The following is an 18,302-nucleotide window of genomic DNA, read 5'->3' on the forward strand; positions in this document are numbered from 1 at the left end:
TCAGCTTCGCGTCAGTTCGTAGAGTTCTTTGAGCAGCTTGCTGCGGCTGAACACCAACTGCCAGCGGTGGCCGCCGAGCTGACGCCAGAGGCGCGCCGAGCGGATGCCGGCGAGCAGCAGGGCGCGGATTTTTGCCGCGTTGTTCGGCTGCTGCAGGAAGCGCATGTCGCCGTGCACCTGAATGCGCTGGCGGAAGGTGCTGATGGTGTCCTGATACAGGCCGCCGCAGGCGGCAATGACGTTGTCATGGACCAGGCCGAAATGCTCGACCTGTTGCTGGATCTGATCCAGCCGGCTGCCCATCACCTGCAGCATGTCGCTGCGCTTGTCCAGTTGCCGCTCCAGGCCGATCATCGCCAGCGCATAGCGCAGCGGCTCGCGCTGCAGAGCGGATGGGTTGCGCTCCAGCGAGCTGATCAGGGCGCGATAACCGTCACGCAGGTTGAGGTCGTCGCCGCCGTATACGTCCAGCGTGCTTTTCGGGTCGCGCACCAGCAGGCTGCCCAGCATGCAGCCCATAGAGGCTTCGCTGACCTGGCCGGTGCGGGCGATCTTGTCGGCCAGTACGGCGGCTTCGAATACGGCGCCGAGGGCAACCAGTTGCTCCTGCAGCGGGCTCATCGGGCGTCCTCGTACCAGGCTTCGGCGGTTTCGATCACGCCGCCGCCGAGGCACACCTCGCCGTCATAGAACACCACGGACTGACCCGGGGTGACGGCGCGCTGCGGCTCGTCGAACACGGCGCGATAGCCGTTTTCGGTCTTCTCCAGGGTGCAGCTCTGGTCACTCTGGCGGTAGCGCACCTTGGCCGTGAGGCGGAGCGGAGTGCTCAGGTCCACGGGGTTGACCCAGTAGATGTCCGAGGCGAGCAGGGCGCGGGAGAACAGCCAGGGATGTTCGTTGCCTTGGCCGACGATCAGCACGTTGCGCGTCAGGTCCTTGCGCAGCACGTACCAGGGATCGTCGCTGGCGTCCTTGAGACCACCGATGCCGAGGCCCTGGCGCTGGCCGATGGTGTGGTACATCAGGCCGTGATGACGGCCGATGACCTGGCCGTCAGTGGTTTCGATATCGCCAGGCTGCGCCGGCAGGTACTGCTTGAGGAAGTCGCTGAAGCGGCGCTCGCCGATGAAGCAGATACCGGTGGAGTCCTTCTTCTTCGCCGTGGCCAGCTCGTACTTCTCGGCAATGGCGCGCACCTGCGGCTTTTCCAGTTCACCGACCGGGAACAGGGTCCTGGCGATCTGCTCGCCGCCGACGGCATGCAGGAAGTAGCTCTGGTCCTTGTTCGGGTCCAGACCCTTGAGCAGCTCGGTACGGCCATCGATATCGCGGCGACGCACGTAGTGGCCGGTGGCGATCAGGTCGGCGCCGAGGCTTAGGGCGTAGTCGAGGAAGGCTTTGAACTTGATCTCGCGGTTACACAGGATATCCGGGTTCGGCGTACGTCCGGCCTTGTATTCGGCCAGGAAATGCTCGAACACGTTGTCCCAGTATTCTGCGGCGAAGTTGGCGGTGTGCAGCTTGATGCCGATGCGATCGCATACGGCCTGGGCGTCGGCCAGGTCGTCCATGGCGGTGCAGTACTCGGTGCCGTCGTCTTCGTCCCAGTTCTTCATGAACAGGCCTTCGACCTGGTAACCCTGCTCCATCAACAGCAGGGCGGAAACGGACGAGTCGACGCCGCCGGACATGCCGACGATCACGCGTTGGGTGCTAGGTGCTTGCATGGGAATCTGCGAGTGAAGCCTGAAAAGTTGCCGAGTCTACCAGAAAGCCTGCGCCCGTTCAGTGCGCAGGCGAGAGCGACTGTTGTTCTTATCCTGCTAGCCCCAGGTGCATGAGGCTGCGGCGAAAGGCTGGATCGTCCAGGTAGGCGACATTGAGCCGCGTCCAGGCCACGGGCATCTGCCGATCGACCGCGAAGATCGAGCCCGGCGCAAGCATCACGCCCTGGCTCAGGCATTGGCGGGTGAGGGTATTGGCATCATCTGCCCCAGGAAAGCGGGCCCACAGATAGAGGCTCTGTTCGGGCCGGCAGAACACCTCGGCGCCCAAACCGTCGAGTACCGCCAGACCGCGTTGCGTGGCAGCGCGCAAGCGTTCCTGAAGGCGCGACAGGTGGCGCAGGAAGTGCCCTTCGGCGAGGATCACGTCGATGGTGCGCTCACTGTACTCGGCGCCGCTGTTGTGCAGCAGCATCTTCAGGTCGGCCAGTTCCTCGATGCGTTTCTTGCTGCCGGCGATGAAGCCGACGCGCAAGGCGGCGGAAATCGATTTGGAGAAACTGCCCAGGTACAGGGTGCGCTCGGACTGGTCCAGGGCCGTCAGCTTTATCGCCGAGCTGGGTTTGAAGTCGGCCATGGCGTCGTTCTCCACCAGCAGCAGGTCATGCGCTTCTGCAAGCTGCAGCAACTGGTGCGCCTTGGCTGGGGACAGATCGGAGCCGGTCGGGTTGTGGCCCACGGATTGGAGGAAGAACAGTTTGGGGCGGTGCTTCTTCAGCTGGCGTTCCAGCGTATCCAGGTCCGGGCCATCAGCCTCTCGCGCAATGCCGAGCATGCGCGCCCCTTGTAGTTGCAGCTTGCCGAACAAGGGATAGTAGCCAGGGTCCTCGACCAGTACCGTGTCGCCGGGGGCCACGTAGCGACGGATGATCAGGTCCATTGCATGGTTGGCGCCCAGGGTGGTCACCAGTTGCCGTGGTGATACGGCAATCTGGTAGTCCGCCAGCTTCTGCACCAGGCGTTGGCGCAGGTCGGGATTGCCCAGCCGTGTTCCGTAGCGAAACAGGGTCGACACGCCACCGCGCACCACTTGCCGGTGGAATTTGTCCAGGCGCATGTCCATCAGCCATTCGATCGGCGGAAACCCTTCGCCCAGGTGTGAATGGCCAGGGTCGCGCACGAACTGCTGGCGCATCATCCAGATGGTGTCCAGCGCCCGGGTGTAAGGCTCTGGTTCGTCATCCTCCTTGCGCGCTTTGAGGTTCTTGCAGACGAAGAACCCCTTGCCATGCCGGGCTTCTACCAGCCCCTGCGATGCCAGGTGCTCGTAAGCGGTGATTACGGTGTTCTTGGCGTACCCATGCAGGCGCATGTACTCGCGTAACGAGGGCAGTTTGTTGCCCTCTTGCAGGGCGCCTTCGGCTATCTGCCTGGCAATGGCGTCGGCCACTCTTTGCGCAAGGGTTTGTCTGGGCATGGCGAAAAGGTCGTGGGTACATGGGTGAAGTGTCTGGACAAACTGTACCTTTTTTCATGGATACAGTGCGGATAGTGTTTCGCAACCAAGAACAAACGACTCCAAGAGAGCTCCCCGATGTCCATCGACTCCCGCCTGCCCAATTTCCGCAATCTGTCGCCCTCGAAACGACTCGACTACGTTCAGCAACTGATCGGTCTGTCTGCCGAGGACTCGGCCCTTCTCCGCGATGCCGGTGCACTGCCGATTGAAATCGCCGACGGCATGATCGAGAACGTGATCGGCACGTTCGAGTTGCCCTACGCACTGGCAAGCAACTTCCGCATCAACGGCAGGGATGTAGTGATTCCATTGGTGGTGGAGGAGCCTTCGGTGGTTGCCGCGGCTTCGTTCATGGCCAAGCTGGCGCGGCCGACTGGTGGTTTTCAGACCTCCAGCAGTGCGCCCCTGATGCGTGCTCAGGTACAGATCATTGGCGTCAGCGACCCCTACAATGCGCGGCTCAGCCTGCTGCGCAGCAAGGACGAGATCATCGCTCTGGCCAACAGCAAGGACCAGTTGCTGAACAGCCTGGGTGGCGGTTGTCGCGATATCGAGGTGCACACCTTCATCGATAGCCCGCGCGGGCCGATGCTGGTGGCTCACCTGATCGTCGACGTGCGCGATGCCATGGGCGCCAATACGGTCAATACCATGGCAGAGGCGGTGGCGCCGCTGATGGAGCAGCTCACCGGCGGCAAGGTGCGTTTGCGCATTCTCTCCAACCTCGCCGATCTGCGTCTGGCCCGCGCCCAGGTGCGTATTGCGCCGGAGCAGCTGGATACGCCGGCGTACAAGGGGGTCGAGGTCATCGAAGGGGTGATCGATGCCTATACCTTTGCGGCGATCGATCCCTACCGAGCGGCGACCCACAACAAGGGCATCATGAATGGCATCGATCCCCTGGTGGTGGCCACTGGCAACGATTGGCGGGCGGTGGAGGCCGGTGCTCATGCCTATGCCTGCCGCAATGGTCACTATGGTTCACTGACCACCTGGGAGAAGGACAGCCAAGGTCATCTGGTCGGAACCATTGAAATGCCCATGCCGCTGGGGTTGGTGGGCGGCGCCACCAAGACTCATCCCCTGGCGCAGTTGTCGCTGCGCATTCTGGGCGTCAAGAGTGCTCAGGAGCTGGGCGAAATTGCGGTCGCCGTGGGGTTGGCGCAGAACCTCGGGGCTCTGCGCGCCCTGGCCACCGAAGGCATTCAGCGCGGTCACATGGCCCTGCATGCGCGCAATGTCGCGCTGTCGGCCGGTGCCCGTGGCGATGAGGTGGACTGGCTGGTCAAGCGAATGGTCGAGGCGCGAGATGTGCGCGCCGACCGCGCGGAGGTTCTGCTGCGCGAAAAGCGTGCTCAATGACCATGGATGCGGTAAGGCTGGTAGAGGTCGGCGCACGCGACGGCCTGCAGAACGAGGCCCAGACGCTGCCGGTGGCGATACGCGTGGAGCTGATCGAGCGCCTGGTCGCAGCCGGGTTGCAAACTCTGGAGGCCGGTGCGTTCGTCTCGCCGCGCTGGGTTCCGCAGATGGCCGACTCCGATGAGGTGCTGCGACGGCTTCGGCAGCACCCGGGGGTGACCTACACGGCGCTGGTGCCCAATCTCCAGGGGCTGGATGCCGCGCTGGCGGCGGGCTGCAGGGAGGTCGCGGTTTTCGCGTCCGCATCCGAGTTGTTCTCGCAGCGGAACATCAACTGCTCCATCGATGAAAGCCTGCAGCGCTTCCAGCCTGTGCTTGCCAAGGCAGCAGAGCAGGGCGTGGCGGTACGCGGCTACGTGTCCTGCGTGCTTGGTTGTCCGTTCAGCGATGAAGTACCGATGGCTGATGTGGTTCGAGTTGCCCGTGAGCTGTATGCCATGGGCTGCTATGAGATCAGCCTGGGGGACACCATTGGCAGAGGTACGCCGGGGCGGGTCAGGCAGCTCATCGAGGCGTGCGCCAGCGAAGTGCCGGTCACGGCCCTGGCCGGGCACTTCCACGACACCTATGGCATGGCAGTGGCCAACGTTCAGGCGGCTCTGGAGGCTGGCGTGCGTGTGTTCGACAGCTCGATCTCCGGGCTTGGCGGGTGTCCATATTCACCAGGTGCCACGGGTAACGTGGCAACCGAGGAACTGGTCTACCTGTTCCGTGAGCAGGGGTTGGCGACCGGTGTTGATCTTCCGGCGCTGCTCGAAGCGGGAGCCTTTATCGATGCCGCGCTGGGCAAGGCCTCGGCCTCGAGAGTGGCCACGGCTCTGCGCAGCAAGGCAGCCCGTCCGCGATGACGGTGCCGGAGGGCTGGTGATGACAGGCAGGTTGTGTCACGCCCAGTATCCCGACACCCATGAACGACGACCTGGCGGTCGTCCATCCAAGCGCTTCCTCAATAACAACAAGAGCCCGCGAGGGCGAGGGACATCATGACTCAAGAACTTGCCAGGCCGGCCGCAACGCCGTCCGACGTCACGCGCGATACCAACAACCTCTATGAGGTGTGGGGCGACACCGTGGATTCCAGGCATCTCGTGCTGGCCATTCTGATCAGTGCAGTCGTCAGTCTCGGTACCTATGCATTGGCATTAGGGATTCTTGCCGACATCCTGGATTCGGCGCAGATGGCCAAGGCCTACGCCATGTTGTTCGGAATTCTGGGCTGCCTGGGTGGCGGGACTATCAGTGCCTTCCTGTTCAAACCCAAGCGCGATGTGGTCGAGCACGTGGCGGATCCCGCGTTTCGTGAGCAAGTGGTCAACGACCTGCTCAAGGAGTACGGCAGCCTTGGTCGCCTTGAGGAGACGTCGCCCGAGGTGATCGCCGAGCTGCGCGATCTGGGGCTCTACGAGCTATTTCGCGACGCTCAGCGGCGAGAGGAGGGGGCGCGTGAGTCTGCCGCTGACGCCGAGGTGGATGCGCATGCATCCCTGCAGCCAAGCGGAGGGCGTTCGTGATGGAGGGGCTGCTCTACGAAATCCTGATGGCTCTGGCACTTGGTTTGTTCGGCGCGGTGTTGTTCTCCGCTATCGGTCTGGTCTCGGGAACCGATGAAACCACCACCCTGGCGCCCTTGACCATGTTGGTCGTGATGCTGGGTGCGCCGCCAGCCGGCATCCTCACCTTCTTTCTGGCCGGGGCGGTCGCCAAGCATATGACCCACGCCGTACCCACTGCGCTGTTGGGGATTCCCGGCGACACCATGGCGACTGCGCTGATCGGGGACGCCAACTACTTGCGCCGACTCGGCGTGCCCCACGTGGCCTTGCGCAAGATGATCACCGGCGGCGCGATGGCCGCGCTGATCGCAGTGCCGTTATCGGTGCTGTTCGCGGTGTTGCTGGCGCCATTCGGCGATGTGATCAAGCAGTTCGCTCCCTGGGTTTTCCTCTGTGCGGCCTTTGCCATCGCTTATTTCTCGGCCGGTCGCTGGGCCTCGGTGCTGGCGCTGCTGCCATTCGTGCTGGTTATCGTTGCCTTGCAGGCGTTGACGGCTCAGCACGACGTCAAGCTCGCCGTCAGCTATTTCCTCGGTATCGCAGTCGCGCCGCTGATCGCCTCGCTGTTCTCTCTGCTGGCGCCGGGCGAGCGCGAGAAGATGCGTCGCGATGGCTTTCGCGTCTTTTCCCTGGCTCCGGATATGAAGGGCTGGAAAGGCTACTTTCCCAATCCGTTTCGAGTGATCAACAAGCGTCAGAGACGCATGGCCGCGATGGCTGCCAGTGTCACCAGTGCCACCTTCGTCTTCAGCCCCGTGGCCATGACCGTGATCATGGGCGAGGTGATCGGCGCCCGCATCAAGCAGGCATACGAGCGATTGACCACGGTGATCACTGCACGTAATGGCGTAACTGAGTCGACCTACATCGCGGAAGCGCTGATTCCCCTGATCGCCTTCGGCCTGCCGCTAAGCCCGGTAGCTGCCGGGCCGGCTGCGCCGCTGTTCAATGCACCGCCGCGTTTTACCGTCGACAGCGCGACAGGTGAGGTCAACAACCTTCACAACCTGCTGAACTACTGGGAGTTCTTCGGTTACGGCATGTTGGCGGTGTTTGTCGCCATCCTGATCGCTTATCCGTTTTCCATGAGCTTCGCCCACCGGGCTGCATCCTTCGTGTTCCGCAAGATCAGTCACGAGGCGGTGATTTCCACCTTCATCGGTCTGGCATTGGTCGTGGGTATCTGGGAGGGCGGTCTGCTCGGAGTGCTGGTGGTGGTCACAATCGGCTTGATTGGTGGCTTCCTCGGGCGCTTCCTGGGGTTCAACATCGGCGTGCAGTTCATGGGTTACTACACGGCGGTATTGAGCGTACCGGCTATGTTGGCCGTGTTGAGGTAAGCGACAACTTTGGGCGCAACGGTGCGCCTGGTGTTAGCGCAGCAGCTCCAGTGGTCCGCTGATGCCAGCCAGGTAGTCATCCACGCATTGCAGTACCAGCTCGCTGCGCCAGCGCTCGGGCTGGTCGGCCAACTCGTCGCGCGTCAACCAGGTGATGCCGCTGATGTCGCTATCCAGCTCGCGCTCGGGGTCATGGCGCACGGGGCGTGCGCTGAAGCAGACGCGCTGATAGGTCACGCCATTACTTGGTGCGGTATAGAGGTAGATGCCGAGCAGGGCAGTGAGCTCGACGTCCCAGCCGGTTTCCTCGAGCGTCTCGCGCAGTGCGGCTTCGCGTAGCGATTCATTGGCTTCCAGGTGCCCGGCCGGCTGGTTGAGTACCAGGCGGCCGGCCTTGAACTCTTCGACGAAGAGGAAACGGCCATCATCTTCGATCACCGTGGCCACGGTGATATGGGGTTGCCACTCCATTTTCGGTGCTCCAAAAAACGATCAGCGTGCAGGATTCTGTAGGAGCGAGCTCTGCTCGCGAAAAACGGCTTCGCGAGCAGAGCTCGCTCCTACGGAGATTGTTCGCGTCTATAAATAAAGAACCCCGGCACAAGACCGGGGTTCTTTTGACACTCAAGCCCTATCAGGCATTCAGTGCAGCCAGAGCGGCATTGAAGGTAGCGCTGGGGCGCATCACCTTGCTGGTCAGCTCGGGGTTGGAGCGGTAGTAGCCACCGATTTCGACCGGCTTGCCTTGTACGGCAGCCAGTTCGCCAACGATGGTCGCTTCCTGCTCGGTCAGTTGCTTGGCCAGCGGGGTGAAGCGGGCTTTCAGCTCGGCATCGTCATTCTGCTCGGCCAGGGCTTGTGCCCAGTACAGTGCCAGGTAGAAATGGCTGCCGCGGTTGTCGATCTCGCCGACCTTGCGCGCCGGGGACTTGTTGTTGTCCAGCAGCTTGCCGGTGGCCTGATCCAGGGTCTTGCCCAGTACCTTGGCCTTGGCGTTGTTGGTCTTGATGCCGGTTTCCTCAAGCGACACGGCCAGGGCCAGGAACTCGCCCAGGGAATCCCAGCGCAGGTAGTTCTCTTCGACCAGCTGCTGTACGTGCTTGGGTGCCGAGCCGCCGGCGCCGGTTTCGTACATGCCGCCGCCAGCCATCAGCGGCACGATGGACAGCATCTTGGCCGAGGTGCCCAGTTCCATGATCGGGAACAGGTCGGTCAGGTAGTCGCGCAGTACGTTGCCGGTCACCGAGATGGTGTCCTGGCCGCGGATCATGCGCTCCATGGATACGCGGATGGCTTCGTTGTAGCCCATCATGCGGATGTCCAGGCCGGTCAGGTCGTAATCCTTGAGGTACAGCTCGACCTTCTTCTGCAGCTCGCGGTCGTGGGCGCGCTCCGGGTCCAGCCAGAAGATGGCAGGGGTGTTGGACTGACGAGCGCGGGTAACGGCCAGCTTCACCCAGTCGCGAATCGGCGCGTCCTTGGTCTGGCAGGCGCGCCAGATGTCGCCGGCTTCGACCTGGTGCTGCATCAGCACGGTGCCGTCGGCAGCCACGACGCGCATGGTGCCGTCGGCGGTCATTTCGAAGGTCTTGTCGTGAGAGCCGTACTCTTCGGCTTTCTGCGCCATCAGGCCGACGTTCGGCACGGTGCCCATGGTGGTCGGGTCGAAGGCGCCGTTGGTTTTGCAGAAGTTGATCATTTCCTGATAGATGCGAGCGTAGGTGCTCTCAGGCATGACGGCCTTGGTGTCTTTCTGCTTGCCGTCCTTGCCCCACATCTGACCGGAGTTGCGGATCATTGCCGGCATCGAGGCGTCGACGATCACGTCGCTCGGGATGTGCAGGTTGGTAATGCCCTTGACCGAGTCGACCATGGCCATTTCCGGGCGATGGGCATAAACCTCGTGGATGTCGTGGAGGATTTCTTCCTGCTGCGAGGCTGGCAGCGACTTGATCTTGTCGTAGACGCTGCTGATGCCGTTGTTCGGGTTGACGCCCAGTTCCTTGAACAGTTCGCCGTACTTGTCGAACACGTCCTTGTAGTAAACGCTGACGGCGTGGCCGAAGACGATCGGGTGGGAGACCTTCATCATGGTCGCCTTGACGTGCAGGGACCACATCACGCCGGTTTCCTTGCAGTCCTGCAGGGTCTTCTCGAAGAAATCACGCAGCTTGCGGCAGCTCATGAACATGCTGTCGAACACTTCGCCTTCTTGCAGAGCGAGTTGTTTCTTGACCTCGACCTTGCCGTCCTTGCCGACGAACTCGATGCGCACGTCACCAGCCTTGGCCATGGTGATCGACTGCTCGCTGGAGAAGAAGTCGCCGCCGCGCATGTAGTCGGCGTGGGACTGCGAAGCCATGCTCCACTTGCCCATGCTGTGCGGGTGCTTGCGTGCATAGGCCTTGACCGCGGCCGGGGCGCGGCGGTCGGAGTTGCCTTCGCGCAGAACCGGGTTCACGGCGCTGCCCAGGATTTTGGCGTAGCGGGCGCGAACTTCTTTGTCTTCGTCGCTCTGCGGATCTTCCGGGAAGTCCGGAATGTTATAGCCCTGAGCCTGCAGCTCGGCGATGGCTGCCTTGAGCTGAGGTACGGAGGCGCTGATGTTCGGCAGTTTGATGATGTTGGCGTCCGGCTGCAGAGTCAGCTCGGCCAGTTTGGCCAGGTCGTCATCGATGCGCTTGTCGGCGTCCAGGCGGTCGGCAAAGCTTGCCAGGATCCGTCCAGCAAGAGAGATGTCGCGGGTTTCAACGGAGATGTCAGCCGAGGCGGCAAAGGCTTCTACAATTGGCAGAAGCGAATAGGTAGCGAGGGCCGGAGCTTCGTCGGTGAAGGTGTAGATGATCTTCGAAGGGGTGGACATTTAGGGTTAACTCTCTTCTTTGCTGAGCGCGCATAGAAACTCGACCTGCGCGGGTAGGCGCTTGAGCCCCATGATGGCGGGGCCGGGTCGAGGACTCGCCGCGGTGATGTTGGATGCACCCGTAGAGTGTCGAGCATTTCGAGCCGGCAGACAGTGGTGGCCGTTTACCGGGTTCAAGAGGTTGCTGTCTGGTTCCAGACAGGTCGCCCCTTATGACTCGTTAGTCACCTAAGCAGTATACCACTGCGACACCTCGCCACAGAATGCCCAGTTGCATAAGACCTTTGCACATGTGTCTCCGCGAGCGGTTTGCGCTACTCTCGGGGATGCACACTGTCTAACCACAAGATGGAGTCCAGCATGGGATACCAAAAGATCCAGGTGCCAGCCAGCGGTGACAAAATCACCGTCAATGCCGATATGTCGCTGAACGTTCCGAACAACCCGATCATCCCGTTCATCGAGGGTGACGGTATCGGTGTCGATATTTCTCCGGTGATGATCAAGGTCGTCGACGCGGCTGTCGAAAAAGCCTATGGCGGCGCCCGCAAGATCTCCTGGATGGAAGTTTATGCCGGCGAGAAGGCCACCCAGGTTTATGATCAGGACACCTGGCTGCCGAAAGAAACCCTCGAAGCTGTGCGTGATTACGTGGTTTCGATCAAAGGCCCGCTGACCACGCCTGTTGGTGGCGGCATTCGCTCATTGAACGTGGCCTTGCGCCAGGAACTCGATCTCTATGTCTGCCTGCGCCCGGTGCGTTGGTTCGAAGGCGTACCCAGCCCGGTGAAGAAGCCGGGGGACGTGGACATGGTGATCTTCCGCGAGAACTCCGAGGACATCTATGCCGGCGTGGAGTGGAAGGCTGGCAGCCCCGAGGCCGAAAAGGTCATCAAGTTCCTCACCGAGGAAATGGGCGTCAAGAAGATCCGCTTCACCGACATGTGCGGTATCGGCATCAAGCCGGTTTCCGAGGCGGGCACCAAGCGCCTGGTGCGCAAGGCACTGCAATACGCTGTGGACAACGACCGCAGCTCGGTGACCCTGGTGCACAAAGGCAACATCATGAAATTCACCGAGGGTGCCTTCAAGGAGTGGGGCTACGAGATTGCCCGTGAGGAATTCGGCGCCGAGCTGCTCGACGGCGGCCCGTGGATGCAGTTCAAGAATCCGCGCACCGGCAAGAACATCGTGGTCAAGGACGTGATTGCCGACGCCATGCTGCAGCAGATCCTGCTGCGTCCGGCCGAATATGACGTGATCGCTACCCTAAACCTCAATGGTGACTATCTGTCCGATGCTCTGGCGGCAGAAGTCGGCGGCATCGGCATCGCGCCCGGTGCCAACCTGTCCGATTCGGTGGCCATGTTCGAGGCGACTCATGGTACGGCGCCCAAATATGCCGGGCAGGACAAGGTCAACCCAGGCTCGGTCATTCTCTCTGCCGAGATGATGCTGCGTCATATGGGCTGGGCCGAGGCGGCCGATCTGATCATCAAGGGCACCAACGGCGCCATCGCTGCCAAGACCGTAACCTACGACTTCGAGCGTCTGATGGAGGGAGCGAAACTGATGTCCTGCTCCGAATTTGGCGATGCGATGATCAGCCATATGTAATCGGTAGACCGATTCAGAGCGTGAAAAAAAAGGCCGGTCACATGACCGGCCTTTTCGTGGCGATTTGCCAGAGTACTCAGACTTCGACAGTGCTCGCGATAGTTTGCGCCTGGGGTACGGCCACGGGGGCGTCCTGGTTGGCGGTAACCGCGCTGATATTGATGGCATGCAGTCCTTTGGGGCCTTGCACGATCTCGAAGCGGACCGGCTGGCCGGCCTTGAGTGTCTTGTAACCGTCCATCTGGATGGCCGAGTAGTGGGCGAACAGGTCCTCATCTCGGCCGTCGGCCAGGATGAATCCGTAGCCTTTGGCGTTGTTGAACCACTTGACCTTACCGCTGAGCATGCTGATATCCCTCTGCAAAGGACTCCATCTCTGGAGTATCATCCACTTCGACTCCACGCGATAACCGACCAGGCTGGGCGAAGGCGTGGAATCCCTGATACCCACCAGTGGGTATTTATTTGTTGTAACACCCTTTTGCCGTTAGTCAAGGCTATACGGCGGATGGCTGAGAACTCAGTCAAACTCCCTCTAGCATCCCCGTTCGCCCGGCCTTGAACCTCTGATTTCAGCATGCATGCAAGTAGCCAGATTCGACTAACATTCAATCAGGATCACCCGGCAGAGCATGAGGATGACTCCTCTGGTATCGCTGTTCAGGAATCCAAGCCAGCATTGCAGGCACCACCGATGTACAAGGTGGTCTTATTCAATGACGACTACACCCCGATGGATTTCGTCGTCGAAGTGCTCGAAACGTTTTTCGGCATGAACCGGGAGCTGGCGACCAAGATCATGCTGGCCGTCCATACAGAAGGGCGTGCGGTGTGTGGTGTGTACACCCGTGATATTGCGGAGACCAAGGCAATGCAGGTCAACCAATACGCGCGAGAGAGCCAGCATCCGCTACTCTGTGAAATAGAGAAGGACGGTTAACGCCGGCCACTTGGGTATGAGGTGAAGCTATGTTGAATCGAGAGCTCGAAGTCACCCTCAATCTGGCTTTCAAGGAGGCCCGTGCCAAGCGTCATGAATTCATGACGGTCGAGCACCTGCTGCTCGCCTTGCTGGATAACGAGGCAGCCGCCAGTGTGCTGCGGGCCTGTGGGGCCAACCTCGACAAGCTGCGCCACGATCTGCAGGAGTTCATCGACTCCACTACGCCACTGATTCCTCAGCACGATGAAGACCGCGAAACCCAGCCGACTCTGGGCTTCCAGCGCGTTTTGCAGCGTGCTGTCTTCCATGTGCAGAGCTCCGGCAAGCGTGAGGTGACCGGCGCCAACGTGCTGGTCGCGATCTTCAGCGAGCAGGAAAGCCAGGCCGTGTTCCTGCTCAAGCAGCAGAGCGTGGCCCGCATCGATGTGGTCAACTACATCGCCCATGGCATCTCCAAGGTGCCGGGGCATGGCGATCAGCACGAGAATGATCAGGACATGCAGGATGAGGAGGGCGGCGAGTCCTCAGCTTCCGGCAATCCGCTGGATGCCTACGCCAGCAACCTCAACGAACTGGCTCGTCAGGGGCGTATCGATCCACTGGTCGGTCGCGAGCATGAAGTCGAGCGCGTTGCGCAGATTCTCGCGCGTCGGCGCAAGAACAACCCGCTGCTGGTAGGCGAGGCCGGTGTCGGCAAGACAGCCATCGCCGAAGGCCTGGCCAAGCGTATCGTCGACGAGCAGGTGCCTGATCTGCTGGCCGACAGCGTGGTCTATTCCCTGGACCTCGGTGCACTTCTGGCCGGCACCAAGTACCGCGGCGACTTCGAGAAGCGCTTCAAGGCGCTGCTCAATGAGCTGCGCAAGCGGCCGCATGCGATCCTCTTCATCGACGAGATTCACACCATCATCGGTGCTGGCGCGGCGTCGGGCGGGGTCATGGATGCCTCCAACCTGCTCAAGCCAATGCTGTCCTCTGGTGAAATCCGCTGCATCGGTTCCACCACCTTCCAGGAATTCCGCGGCATCTTCGAGAAAGACCGTGCGCTGGCGCGACGCTTCCAGAAGGTCGACGTGGTCGAGCCTTCGGTAGAGGACACCGTCGGCATTCTCAAGGGGCTCAAGGCGCGCTTCGAGCAGCATCATCACATCGAATACAGTGATGAAGCCCTACGTGCAGCGGCTGAGTTGGCTGCGCGCTACATCAATGATCGACACATGCCGGACAAGGCCATCGACGTCATCGACGAGGCCGGCGCCTACCAGCGTCTGCAGCCGGAAGACAAGCGCGTGGCGCGTATCGAGGTGGCTCAGGTCGAGGATATCGTCGCCAAGATCGCGCGGATTCCGCCGAAGCACGTGTCCAGCTCCGACAAGGAGTTACTGCGTAATCTGGAGCGTGACCTCAAGCTCACCGTGTTCGGCCAGGATGCTGCCATCGACTCGCTGGCAACCGCGATCAAGCTGTCGCGTGCCGGCCTCAAGGCGCCGGACAAGCCGGTCGGCTCCTTCCTCTTCGCTGGCCCTACTGGCGTGGGCAAGACCGAGGCCGCACGGCAGTTGGCCAAGGCCATGGGTATCGAGCTGGTGCGTTTCGACATGTCCGAGTACATGGAGCGTCACACCGTGTCGCGCCTGATCGGTGCGCCGCCCGGTTACGTTGGTTTCGACCAGGGTGGCTTGCTGACCGAGGCGATCACCAAGCAGCCGCACTGCGTGCTGTTGCTCGATGAGATCGAGAAGGCGCATCCGGAAGTCTTCAACCTGCTGCTGCAGGTGATGGACCACGGCACGCTGACTGACAACAATGGGCGCAAGGCGGACTTCCGCAACGTGATCCTGATCATGACCACCAACGCTGGCGCGGAAACCGCTTCGCGTGCGTCGATCGGCTTCACCCAGCAGGATCATTCCACCGATGCCATGGAAGTGATCAAGAAGAGCTTCACACCGGAGTTCCGCAACCGTCTGGACACCATCATCCAGTTTGGTCGCCTCAGTCACGAGACGATCAAGAGCATCGTCGACAAGTTCCTCACCGAACTGCAGGCGCAGTTGGAGGACAAGCGTGTCACGCTGGAGGTCAGCGATGCGGCGCGCAGCTGGCTTGCCGAGCGCGGTTACGATGTGATGATGGGCGCACGGCCGATGGCACGTTTGATCCAGGACAAGATCAAGCGTCCGCTGGCAGAGGAAATCCTCTTCGGCGAGCTGGCCGAGCATGGCGGTGTGGTGCACATCGACATCAAGGATGGCGAGCCCAGCTTCGAGTTCGAGACGGCGGCAGAGGTCGCCTGATCGAATGGCCTCAAGTGCACTGAAAGCCCTGGTGGCTTTCAGTGAGCTAACGAAAACGCCCGGCATATGCCGGGCGTTTTCGTTTGGTGCTTGGCTTAACGGGCGCGGTAGGTGATGCGGCCCTTGCTCAAGTCATAAGGTGTCAGCTCAACGCGCACCTTGTCACCAGTGAGAATGCGGATGTAGTTCTTGCGCATCTTGCCGGAGATGTGCGCGGTAACGACGTGCCCGTTTTCCAACTCCACGCGGAACATGGTGTTGGGCAGGGTGTCGACGACAGTGCCTTCCATTTCGAAGCTGTCTTCTTTCGACATGCAGTAAAGCCCTCGGTATCCAGGAAATGGCCCGGTGCAACTGGCGCCAGGCAAAAGCGGCGTGCATTGTGCCCGAAAACAGTGGGCTGCGCCAAGTGGCTTGGAGTGTCGAACTGACTGGGGTGGTGGCTGATAGGCTAGGTAAGCAGTGTCCAGCGCTGATTAACGAACAGTTCGATGGGGCGGTACTGGGTCTTGTAGTTCATCTTCCGACAATTCTTGATCCAGTAGCCGAGGTAGACGGCCTCCAATCCCAGGCGCTCGGCCTCGCCGATTTGCCAGAGGATGGCGAATCGCCCCAGGCTGCGGCGTTCTTCGGTGGGGTCATAGAAGGTATAAACCGCCGACAGACCGTTTGGCAGAACGTCAGTGACTGCGATGGCGACCAGCCTGCCCTGCAGACGAAACTCGTAGAAGCGTGAGAACGGCAGGTCGCGAATCAGAAAGGTCGAGAACTGGTCGCGGCTCGGTGGATACATGTCACCATCAGCGTGGCGCTGCTCGATATAGCCCACGTAGAGATCGTAATATTCTTCAGTGAATGCCGGGCGCACGCAGCGAACGACGATGTCTTCATTGCGTTTGAGGATGCGCCGCTGCTGGCGGTTAGGTGTGAAGCGCGCAGCAGGAATGCGTGCAGGAATGCAGGCGGTGCACTGCTGGCAATGCGGTCGGTAGAGGTGGTCGCCGCTGCGGCGAAAGCCCATTTCCGAAAGTTCTGCATAAACCAGCACATCCATGGGCTGGCTGGGGTCAAGAAACAGGGTGGTGGCCTGTTCTTCCGGCAGATAGCTGCATGGATGGGGTTGAGTGGCATAGAACTTCAGGCGGGCCAGCTCGGTCATGGCGGTGTCTCGGGGAAGCCTGATAAGAGTGTATGCCAGGCTGCGAATATCGACTAGGCGAGCCAATCTGCTCCGGTGGGCAGATCGAGGTGACGCTTAAGGTATTCGGCGAAGCTGGCGCGCGGTATAGCCCTGGCGCCGAAGCTGTGCAGGTGCTGTGTGGGCATCTGGCAGTCGATGAGGACGAAGCCCCAGTCTCGCAGCTTGCCGACCAAGGTGGCGAAACCGACCTTGGATGCATTGTCGGCACGGCTGAACATGGACTCACCGAAAAACAGCTGGCCGATGGCCAGGCCGTAAAGCCCTCCGACCAGTTCGTCCCCGCTCCAGACCTCCACGGAGTGGGCGGTGCCGCGCTGATGCAGCTGCAGGTAAGCCTCCTGCATGCCGCGGGTAATCCAGGTCCCATCGGCGTAGGCGCGTGGCTCGGCGCAGGCCTGTATGACGGCGGCGAAGTTCTGGTCGAAGGTGACGCGATAATGCTGCTGGCGCAGCAGTTTGGCCAGGCTGCGGGAAACATGCAGCTCATCAGGGAACAGAACGGTGCGCGGATCGGGCGACCACCAGAGAATTGGCTGGCCATCCTGAAACCAGGGAAAGCAGCCATGTCGATAGGCGCTGATCAGGCGGTCGGCGCTCAGATCGCCGCCAGCGGCCAGCAGGCCATTAGGCTCGCGCATGGCTTTAGCCAATGGCGGGAACTGCAGTGAGTCGCGTTGCAGCCAGGTGAGCATGTGCGCTTGTCCAGCGGAGGAGGGGAGGGCGAGCGGAGGTGCTCGCCCTTGTCCATCAGTTGCCGTCGAGAAACTTCTCGACATCCAGCGCGGCCATGCAGCCGGCGCCAGCGGAGGTAATGGCCTGACGGTAGATGTGATCGGCCACGTCGCCGGCGGCGAACACACCTTCGATGCTGGTAGCGGTGGCATTGCCTTCGCTGCCGCCTTTGATCTTCAGGTAGCCGTCATGCATGTCCAACTGGCCGACGAACAGCTCGGTGTTGGGCTTGTGGCCGATGGCGATGAACACGCCAGCCAGGGCCAGCTCCTTGGTGCTACCGTCGAGGGTGCTTCTCAGGCGCATGCCGGTCACGCCGCTCTGGTCGCCCAGCACTTCGTCCAGGGTGTGATTCCAGTGCAGGCGCATGTTGCCGTTCTCGACCTTGTCGAACAGCTTGTCCTGCAGGATCTTCTCCGAGCGCAGTTTGTCGCGGCGGTGCACCAGGTGCACTTCCTTGGCGATGTTCGACAGGTACAGTGCCTCTTCCACTGCGGTGTTGCCGCCGCCTATCACAGCCACCACCTGGTTGCGATAGAAGAAGCCGTCGCAGGTGGCGCAGGCGGAGACGCCCTTGCCGGAGAATGCCTCTTCCGATGGCAGGCCAAGGTACTGGGCGCTGGCGCCAGTGGCGATGATCAGTGCATCGCAGCTGTAAGTGCCGCTGTCGCCCTTGAGCACGAAGGGGCGGCTCTGCAACTCGGCGGTATGAATGTGGTCGTAGATGATCTCGGTGTCGAAGCGCTCGGCGTGTTTCTGCATGCGCTCCATCAGCGCCGGGCCGGTGAGACCTTCGACGTCACCCGGCCAGTTGTCCACTTCGGTGGTGGTGGTGAGCTGACCGCCAGGCTGGATGCCGGTGATGACCACGGGCTTGAGGTTGGCGCGCGCGGCATAAACGGCGGCGCTATAACCGGCAGGGCCGGAACCCAGGATGATCAGGCGGGAATGCTTGACTTCGCTCATAAAAAAACCCCATAAGCCTTTGTCACAAAAGAGAATGCGTGCTCCAATTGAGCCGCATGGAAGCTGCTGGCGGCTATGCTACACCGAAGCGGGGTGGGTGCGGGAGCTTGGCAATTGGCCTG

Annotated in this window: 17 protein-coding genes; 7 read left to right on the forward strand and 10 right to left on the reverse strand. The window is 61.3% G+C overall.

What is annotated here, in order from left to right; all coding sequences use genetic code 11:
• The 3 genes from hflD to BLS08_RS08055 form a co-directional block, all read right to left on the reverse strand.
• Positions 1 to 621, reverse strand: coding sequence for a high frequency lysogenization protein HflD (gene hflD, locus BLS08_RS08045; protein ID WP_017677077.1), 621 nt, complete (start codon positions 619 to 621; stop codon positions 1 to 3).
• Positions 618 to 1,730 carry a tRNA 2-thiouridine(34) synthase MnmA gene (mnmA, locus tag BLS08_RS08050; protein WP_017677076.1) on the reverse strand — a complete coding sequence of 371 codons (1,113 nt, stop codon included), beginning with the start codon at positions 1,728 to 1,730 and terminating at the stop codon, positions 618 to 620. The genes hflD and mnmA overlap by 4 nt, the downstream gene beginning before the upstream one ends.
• Before the next feature lie 88 nt (positions 1,731 to 1,818).
• A complete protein-coding gene (locus BLS08_RS08055) occupies positions 1,819 to 3,204 on the reverse strand; it encodes an aminotransferase-like domain-containing protein (RefSeq protein ID WP_026088579.1) in 1,386 nt (461 codons plus the stop codon).
• Positions 3,205 to 3,321: 117 nt separating this feature from the next.
• Here BLS08_RS08055 and BLS08_RS08060 point away from each other — a divergent pair, with 117 nt between their 5' ends.
• The 4 genes from BLS08_RS08060 to BLS08_RS08075 all read left to right on the forward strand — a co-directional run bounded on the left by BLS08_RS08060 (position 3,322) and on the right by BLS08_RS08075 (position 7,561).
• Positions 3,322 to 4,608: a hydroxymethylglutaryl-CoA reductase, degradative gene (locus tag BLS08_RS08060; protein WP_017677074.1), complete on the forward strand. Its 1,287-nt coding sequence runs from the start codon at positions 3,322 to 3,324 to the stop codon at positions 4,606 to 4,608.
• On the forward strand, positions 4,605 to 5,516 hold the full coding sequence (locus BLS08_RS08065) for a hydroxymethylglutaryl-CoA lyase (RefSeq protein ID WP_017677073.1): 912 nt from the start codon (positions 4,605 to 4,607) through the stop codon (positions 5,514 to 5,516). Before BLS08_RS08060 ends, BLS08_RS08065 begins: the two co-directional genes overlap by 4 nt.
• Before the next feature lie 135 nt (positions 5,517 to 5,651).
• Positions 5,652 to 6,179 carry a hypothetical protein gene (locus BLS08_RS08070; RefSeq protein ID WP_017677072.1) on the forward strand — a complete coding sequence of 176 codons (528 nt, stop codon included), beginning with the start codon at positions 5,652 to 5,654 and terminating at the stop codon, positions 6,177 to 6,179.
• Positions 6,179 to 7,561 carry a tripartite tricarboxylate transporter permease gene (locus BLS08_RS08075; RefSeq protein WP_017677071.1) on the forward strand — a complete coding sequence of 461 codons (1,383 nt, stop codon included), beginning with the start codon at positions 6,179 to 6,181 and terminating at the stop codon, positions 7,559 to 7,561. Before BLS08_RS08070 ends, BLS08_RS08075 begins: the two co-directional genes overlap by 1 nt.
• 33 nt (positions 7,562 to 7,594) lie before the next feature.
• Here BLS08_RS08075 and BLS08_RS08080 read toward each other — a convergent pair whose 3' ends face one another.
• Together BLS08_RS08080 and BLS08_RS08085 are read right to left on the reverse strand one after the other, a co-directional pair.
• On the reverse strand, positions 7,595 to 8,032 hold the full coding sequence (locus BLS08_RS08080; protein WP_017677070.1) for an NUDIX hydrolase: 438 nt from the start codon (positions 8,030 to 8,032) through the stop codon (positions 7,595 to 7,597).
• 163 nt (positions 8,033 to 8,195) lie between these two features.
• Positions 8,196 to 10,424, reverse strand: coding sequence for an NADP-dependent isocitrate dehydrogenase (locus BLS08_RS08085; RefSeq protein ID WP_017677069.1), 2,229 nt, complete (start codon positions 10,422 to 10,424; stop codon positions 8,196 to 8,198).
• A gap of 360 nt (positions 10,425 to 10,784) precedes the next feature.
• Between BLS08_RS08085 and icd the strand changes: the two genes are divergently transcribed.
• Positions 10,785 to 12,041, forward strand: coding sequence for an NADP-dependent isocitrate dehydrogenase (gene icd / locus BLS08_RS08090; RefSeq protein ID WP_017677068.1), 1,257 nt, complete (start codon positions 10,785 to 10,787; stop codon positions 12,039 to 12,041).
• 76 nt (positions 12,042 to 12,117) lie between these two features.
• Here the strand turns inward: icd and cspD are convergent, their stop codons facing one another.
• Positions 12,118 to 12,387 (reverse strand): cold shock domain-containing protein CspD, encoded by a 270-nt coding sequence (gene cspD / locus BLS08_RS08095; RefSeq protein ID WP_017677067.1) that lies wholly within the window; start codon positions 12,385 to 12,387, stop codon positions 12,118 to 12,120.
• A 231-nt stretch (positions 12,388 to 12,618) separates the two neighbouring features.
• On the opposite strand from cspD, the gene clpS reads away from it, so the two are divergent.
• Together clpS and clpA are read left to right on the forward strand one after the other, a co-directional pair.
• The gene (clpS, locus tag BLS08_RS08100; protein ID WP_003460431.1) at positions 12,619 to 12,981 is read left to right on the forward strand and encodes an ATP-dependent Clp protease adapter ClpS; all 363 of its coding nucleotides are present in this window, start codon (positions 12,619 to 12,621) and stop codon (positions 12,979 to 12,981) included.
• 29 nt (positions 12,982 to 13,010) lie between these two features.
• A complete protein-coding gene (clpA, locus tag BLS08_RS08105) occupies positions 13,011 to 15,281 on the forward strand; it encodes an ATP-dependent Clp protease ATP-binding subunit ClpA (protein WP_017677065.1) in 2,271 nt (756 codons plus the stop codon).
• Between the two features lie 95 nt (positions 15,282 to 15,376).
• Here clpA and infA read toward each other — a convergent pair whose 3' ends face one another.
• The 4 genes from infA to trxB all read right to left on the reverse strand — a co-directional run bounded on the left by infA (position 15,377) and on the right by trxB (position 18,180).
• Positions 15,377 to 15,595, reverse strand: a complete 219-nt coding sequence (infA, locus tag BLS08_RS08110) for a translation initiation factor IF-1 (protein ID WP_002553999.1) — start codon at positions 15,593 to 15,595, stop codon at positions 15,377 to 15,379.
• Between the two features lie 137 nt (positions 15,596 to 15,732).
• Complete coding sequence (locus BLS08_RS08115) at positions 15,733 to 16,440, reverse strand: arginyltransferase (RefSeq protein WP_017677064.1); 708 nt, start codon at positions 16,438 to 16,440, stop codon at positions 15,733 to 15,735.
• A 53-nt stretch (positions 16,441 to 16,493) separates the two neighbouring features.
• Positions 16,494 to 17,174: a leucyl/phenylalanyl-tRNA--protein transferase gene (aat, locus tag BLS08_RS08120; RefSeq protein WP_017677063.1), complete on the reverse strand. Its 681-nt coding sequence runs from the start codon at positions 17,172 to 17,174 to the stop codon at positions 16,494 to 16,496.
• 55 nt (positions 17,175 to 17,229) lie between these two features.
• Positions 17,230 to 18,180 carry a thioredoxin-disulfide reductase gene (gene trxB / locus BLS08_RS08125; protein ID WP_017677062.1) on the reverse strand — a complete coding sequence of 317 codons (951 nt, stop codon included), beginning with the start codon at positions 18,178 to 18,180 and terminating at the stop codon, positions 17,230 to 17,232.
• Between the last annotated feature and the right edge of the window lie 122 nt (positions 18,181 to 18,302).

It is taken from the genome of Ectopseudomonas chengduensis (genome assembly GCF_900102635.1).
GTDB classification, from domain to species: domain Bacteria; phylum Pseudomonadota; class Gammaproteobacteria; order Pseudomonadales; family Pseudomonadaceae; genus Aquipseudomonas; species Aquipseudomonas chengduensis.

Bases quoted from the DNA above. Each gene is read 5' to 3' on its own strand.
- hflD (WP_017677077.1), bottom strand. From the start codon at position 621: ATGAGCCCGCTGCAGGAGCAACTGGTTGCCCTCGGCGCCGTATTCGAA.
- mnmA (WP_017677076.1), bottom strand. From the start codon at position 1,730: ATGCAAGCACCTAGCACCCAACGCGTGATCGTCGGCATGTCCGGCGGC.
- BLS08_RS08055 (WP_026088579.1), bottom strand. From the start codon at position 3,204: ATGCCCAGACAAACCCTTGCGCAAAGAGTGGCCGACGCCATTGCCAGG.
- BLS08_RS08060 (WP_017677074.1), top strand. From the start codon at position 3,322: ATGTCCATCGACTCCCGCCTGCCCAATTTCCGCAATCTGTCGCCCTCG.
- BLS08_RS08065 (WP_017677073.1), top strand. From the start codon at position 4,605: ATGACCATGGATGCGGTAAGGCTGGTAGAGGTCGGCGCACGCGACGGC.
- BLS08_RS08070 (WP_017677072.1), top strand. From the start codon at position 5,652: ATGACTCAAGAACTTGCCAGGCCGGCCGCAACGCCGTCCGACGTCACG.
- BLS08_RS08075 (WP_017677071.1), top strand. From the start codon at position 6,179: ATGGAGGGGCTGCTCTACGAAATCCTGATGGCTCTGGCACTTGGTTTG.
- BLS08_RS08080 (WP_017677070.1), bottom strand. From the start codon at position 8,032: ATGGAGTGGCAACCCCATATCACCGTGGCCACGGTGATCGAAGATGAT.
- BLS08_RS08085 (WP_017677069.1), bottom strand. From the start codon at position 10,424: ATGTCCACCCCTTCGAAGATCATCTACACCTTCACCGACGAAGCTCCG.
- icd (WP_017677068.1), top strand. From the start codon at position 10,785: ATGGGATACCAAAAGATCCAGGTGCCAGCCAGCGGTGACAAAATCACC.
- cspD (WP_017677067.1), bottom strand. From the start codon at position 12,387: ATGCTCAGCGGTAAGGTCAAGTGGTTCAACAACGCCAAAGGCTACGGA.
- clpS (WP_003460431.1), top strand. From the start codon at position 12,619: ATGCATGCAAGTAGCCAGATTCGACTAACATTCAATCAGGATCACCCG.
- clpA (WP_017677065.1), top strand. From the start codon at position 13,011: ATGTTGAATCGAGAGCTCGAAGTCACCCTCAATCTGGCTTTCAAGGAG.
- infA (WP_002553999.1), bottom strand. From the start codon at position 15,595: ATGTCGAAAGAAGACAGCTTCGAAATGGAAGGCACTGTCGTCGACACC.
- BLS08_RS08115 (WP_017677064.1), bottom strand. From the start codon at position 16,440: ATGACCGAGCTGGCCCGCCTGAAGTTCTATGCCACTCAACCCCATCCA.
- aat (WP_017677063.1), bottom strand. From the start codon at position 17,174: ATGCTCACCTGGCTGCAACGCGACTCACTGCAGTTCCCGCCATTGGCT.
- trxB (WP_017677062.1), bottom strand. From the start codon at position 18,180: ATGAGCGAAGTCAAGCATTCCCGCCTGATCATCCTGGGTTCCGGCCCT.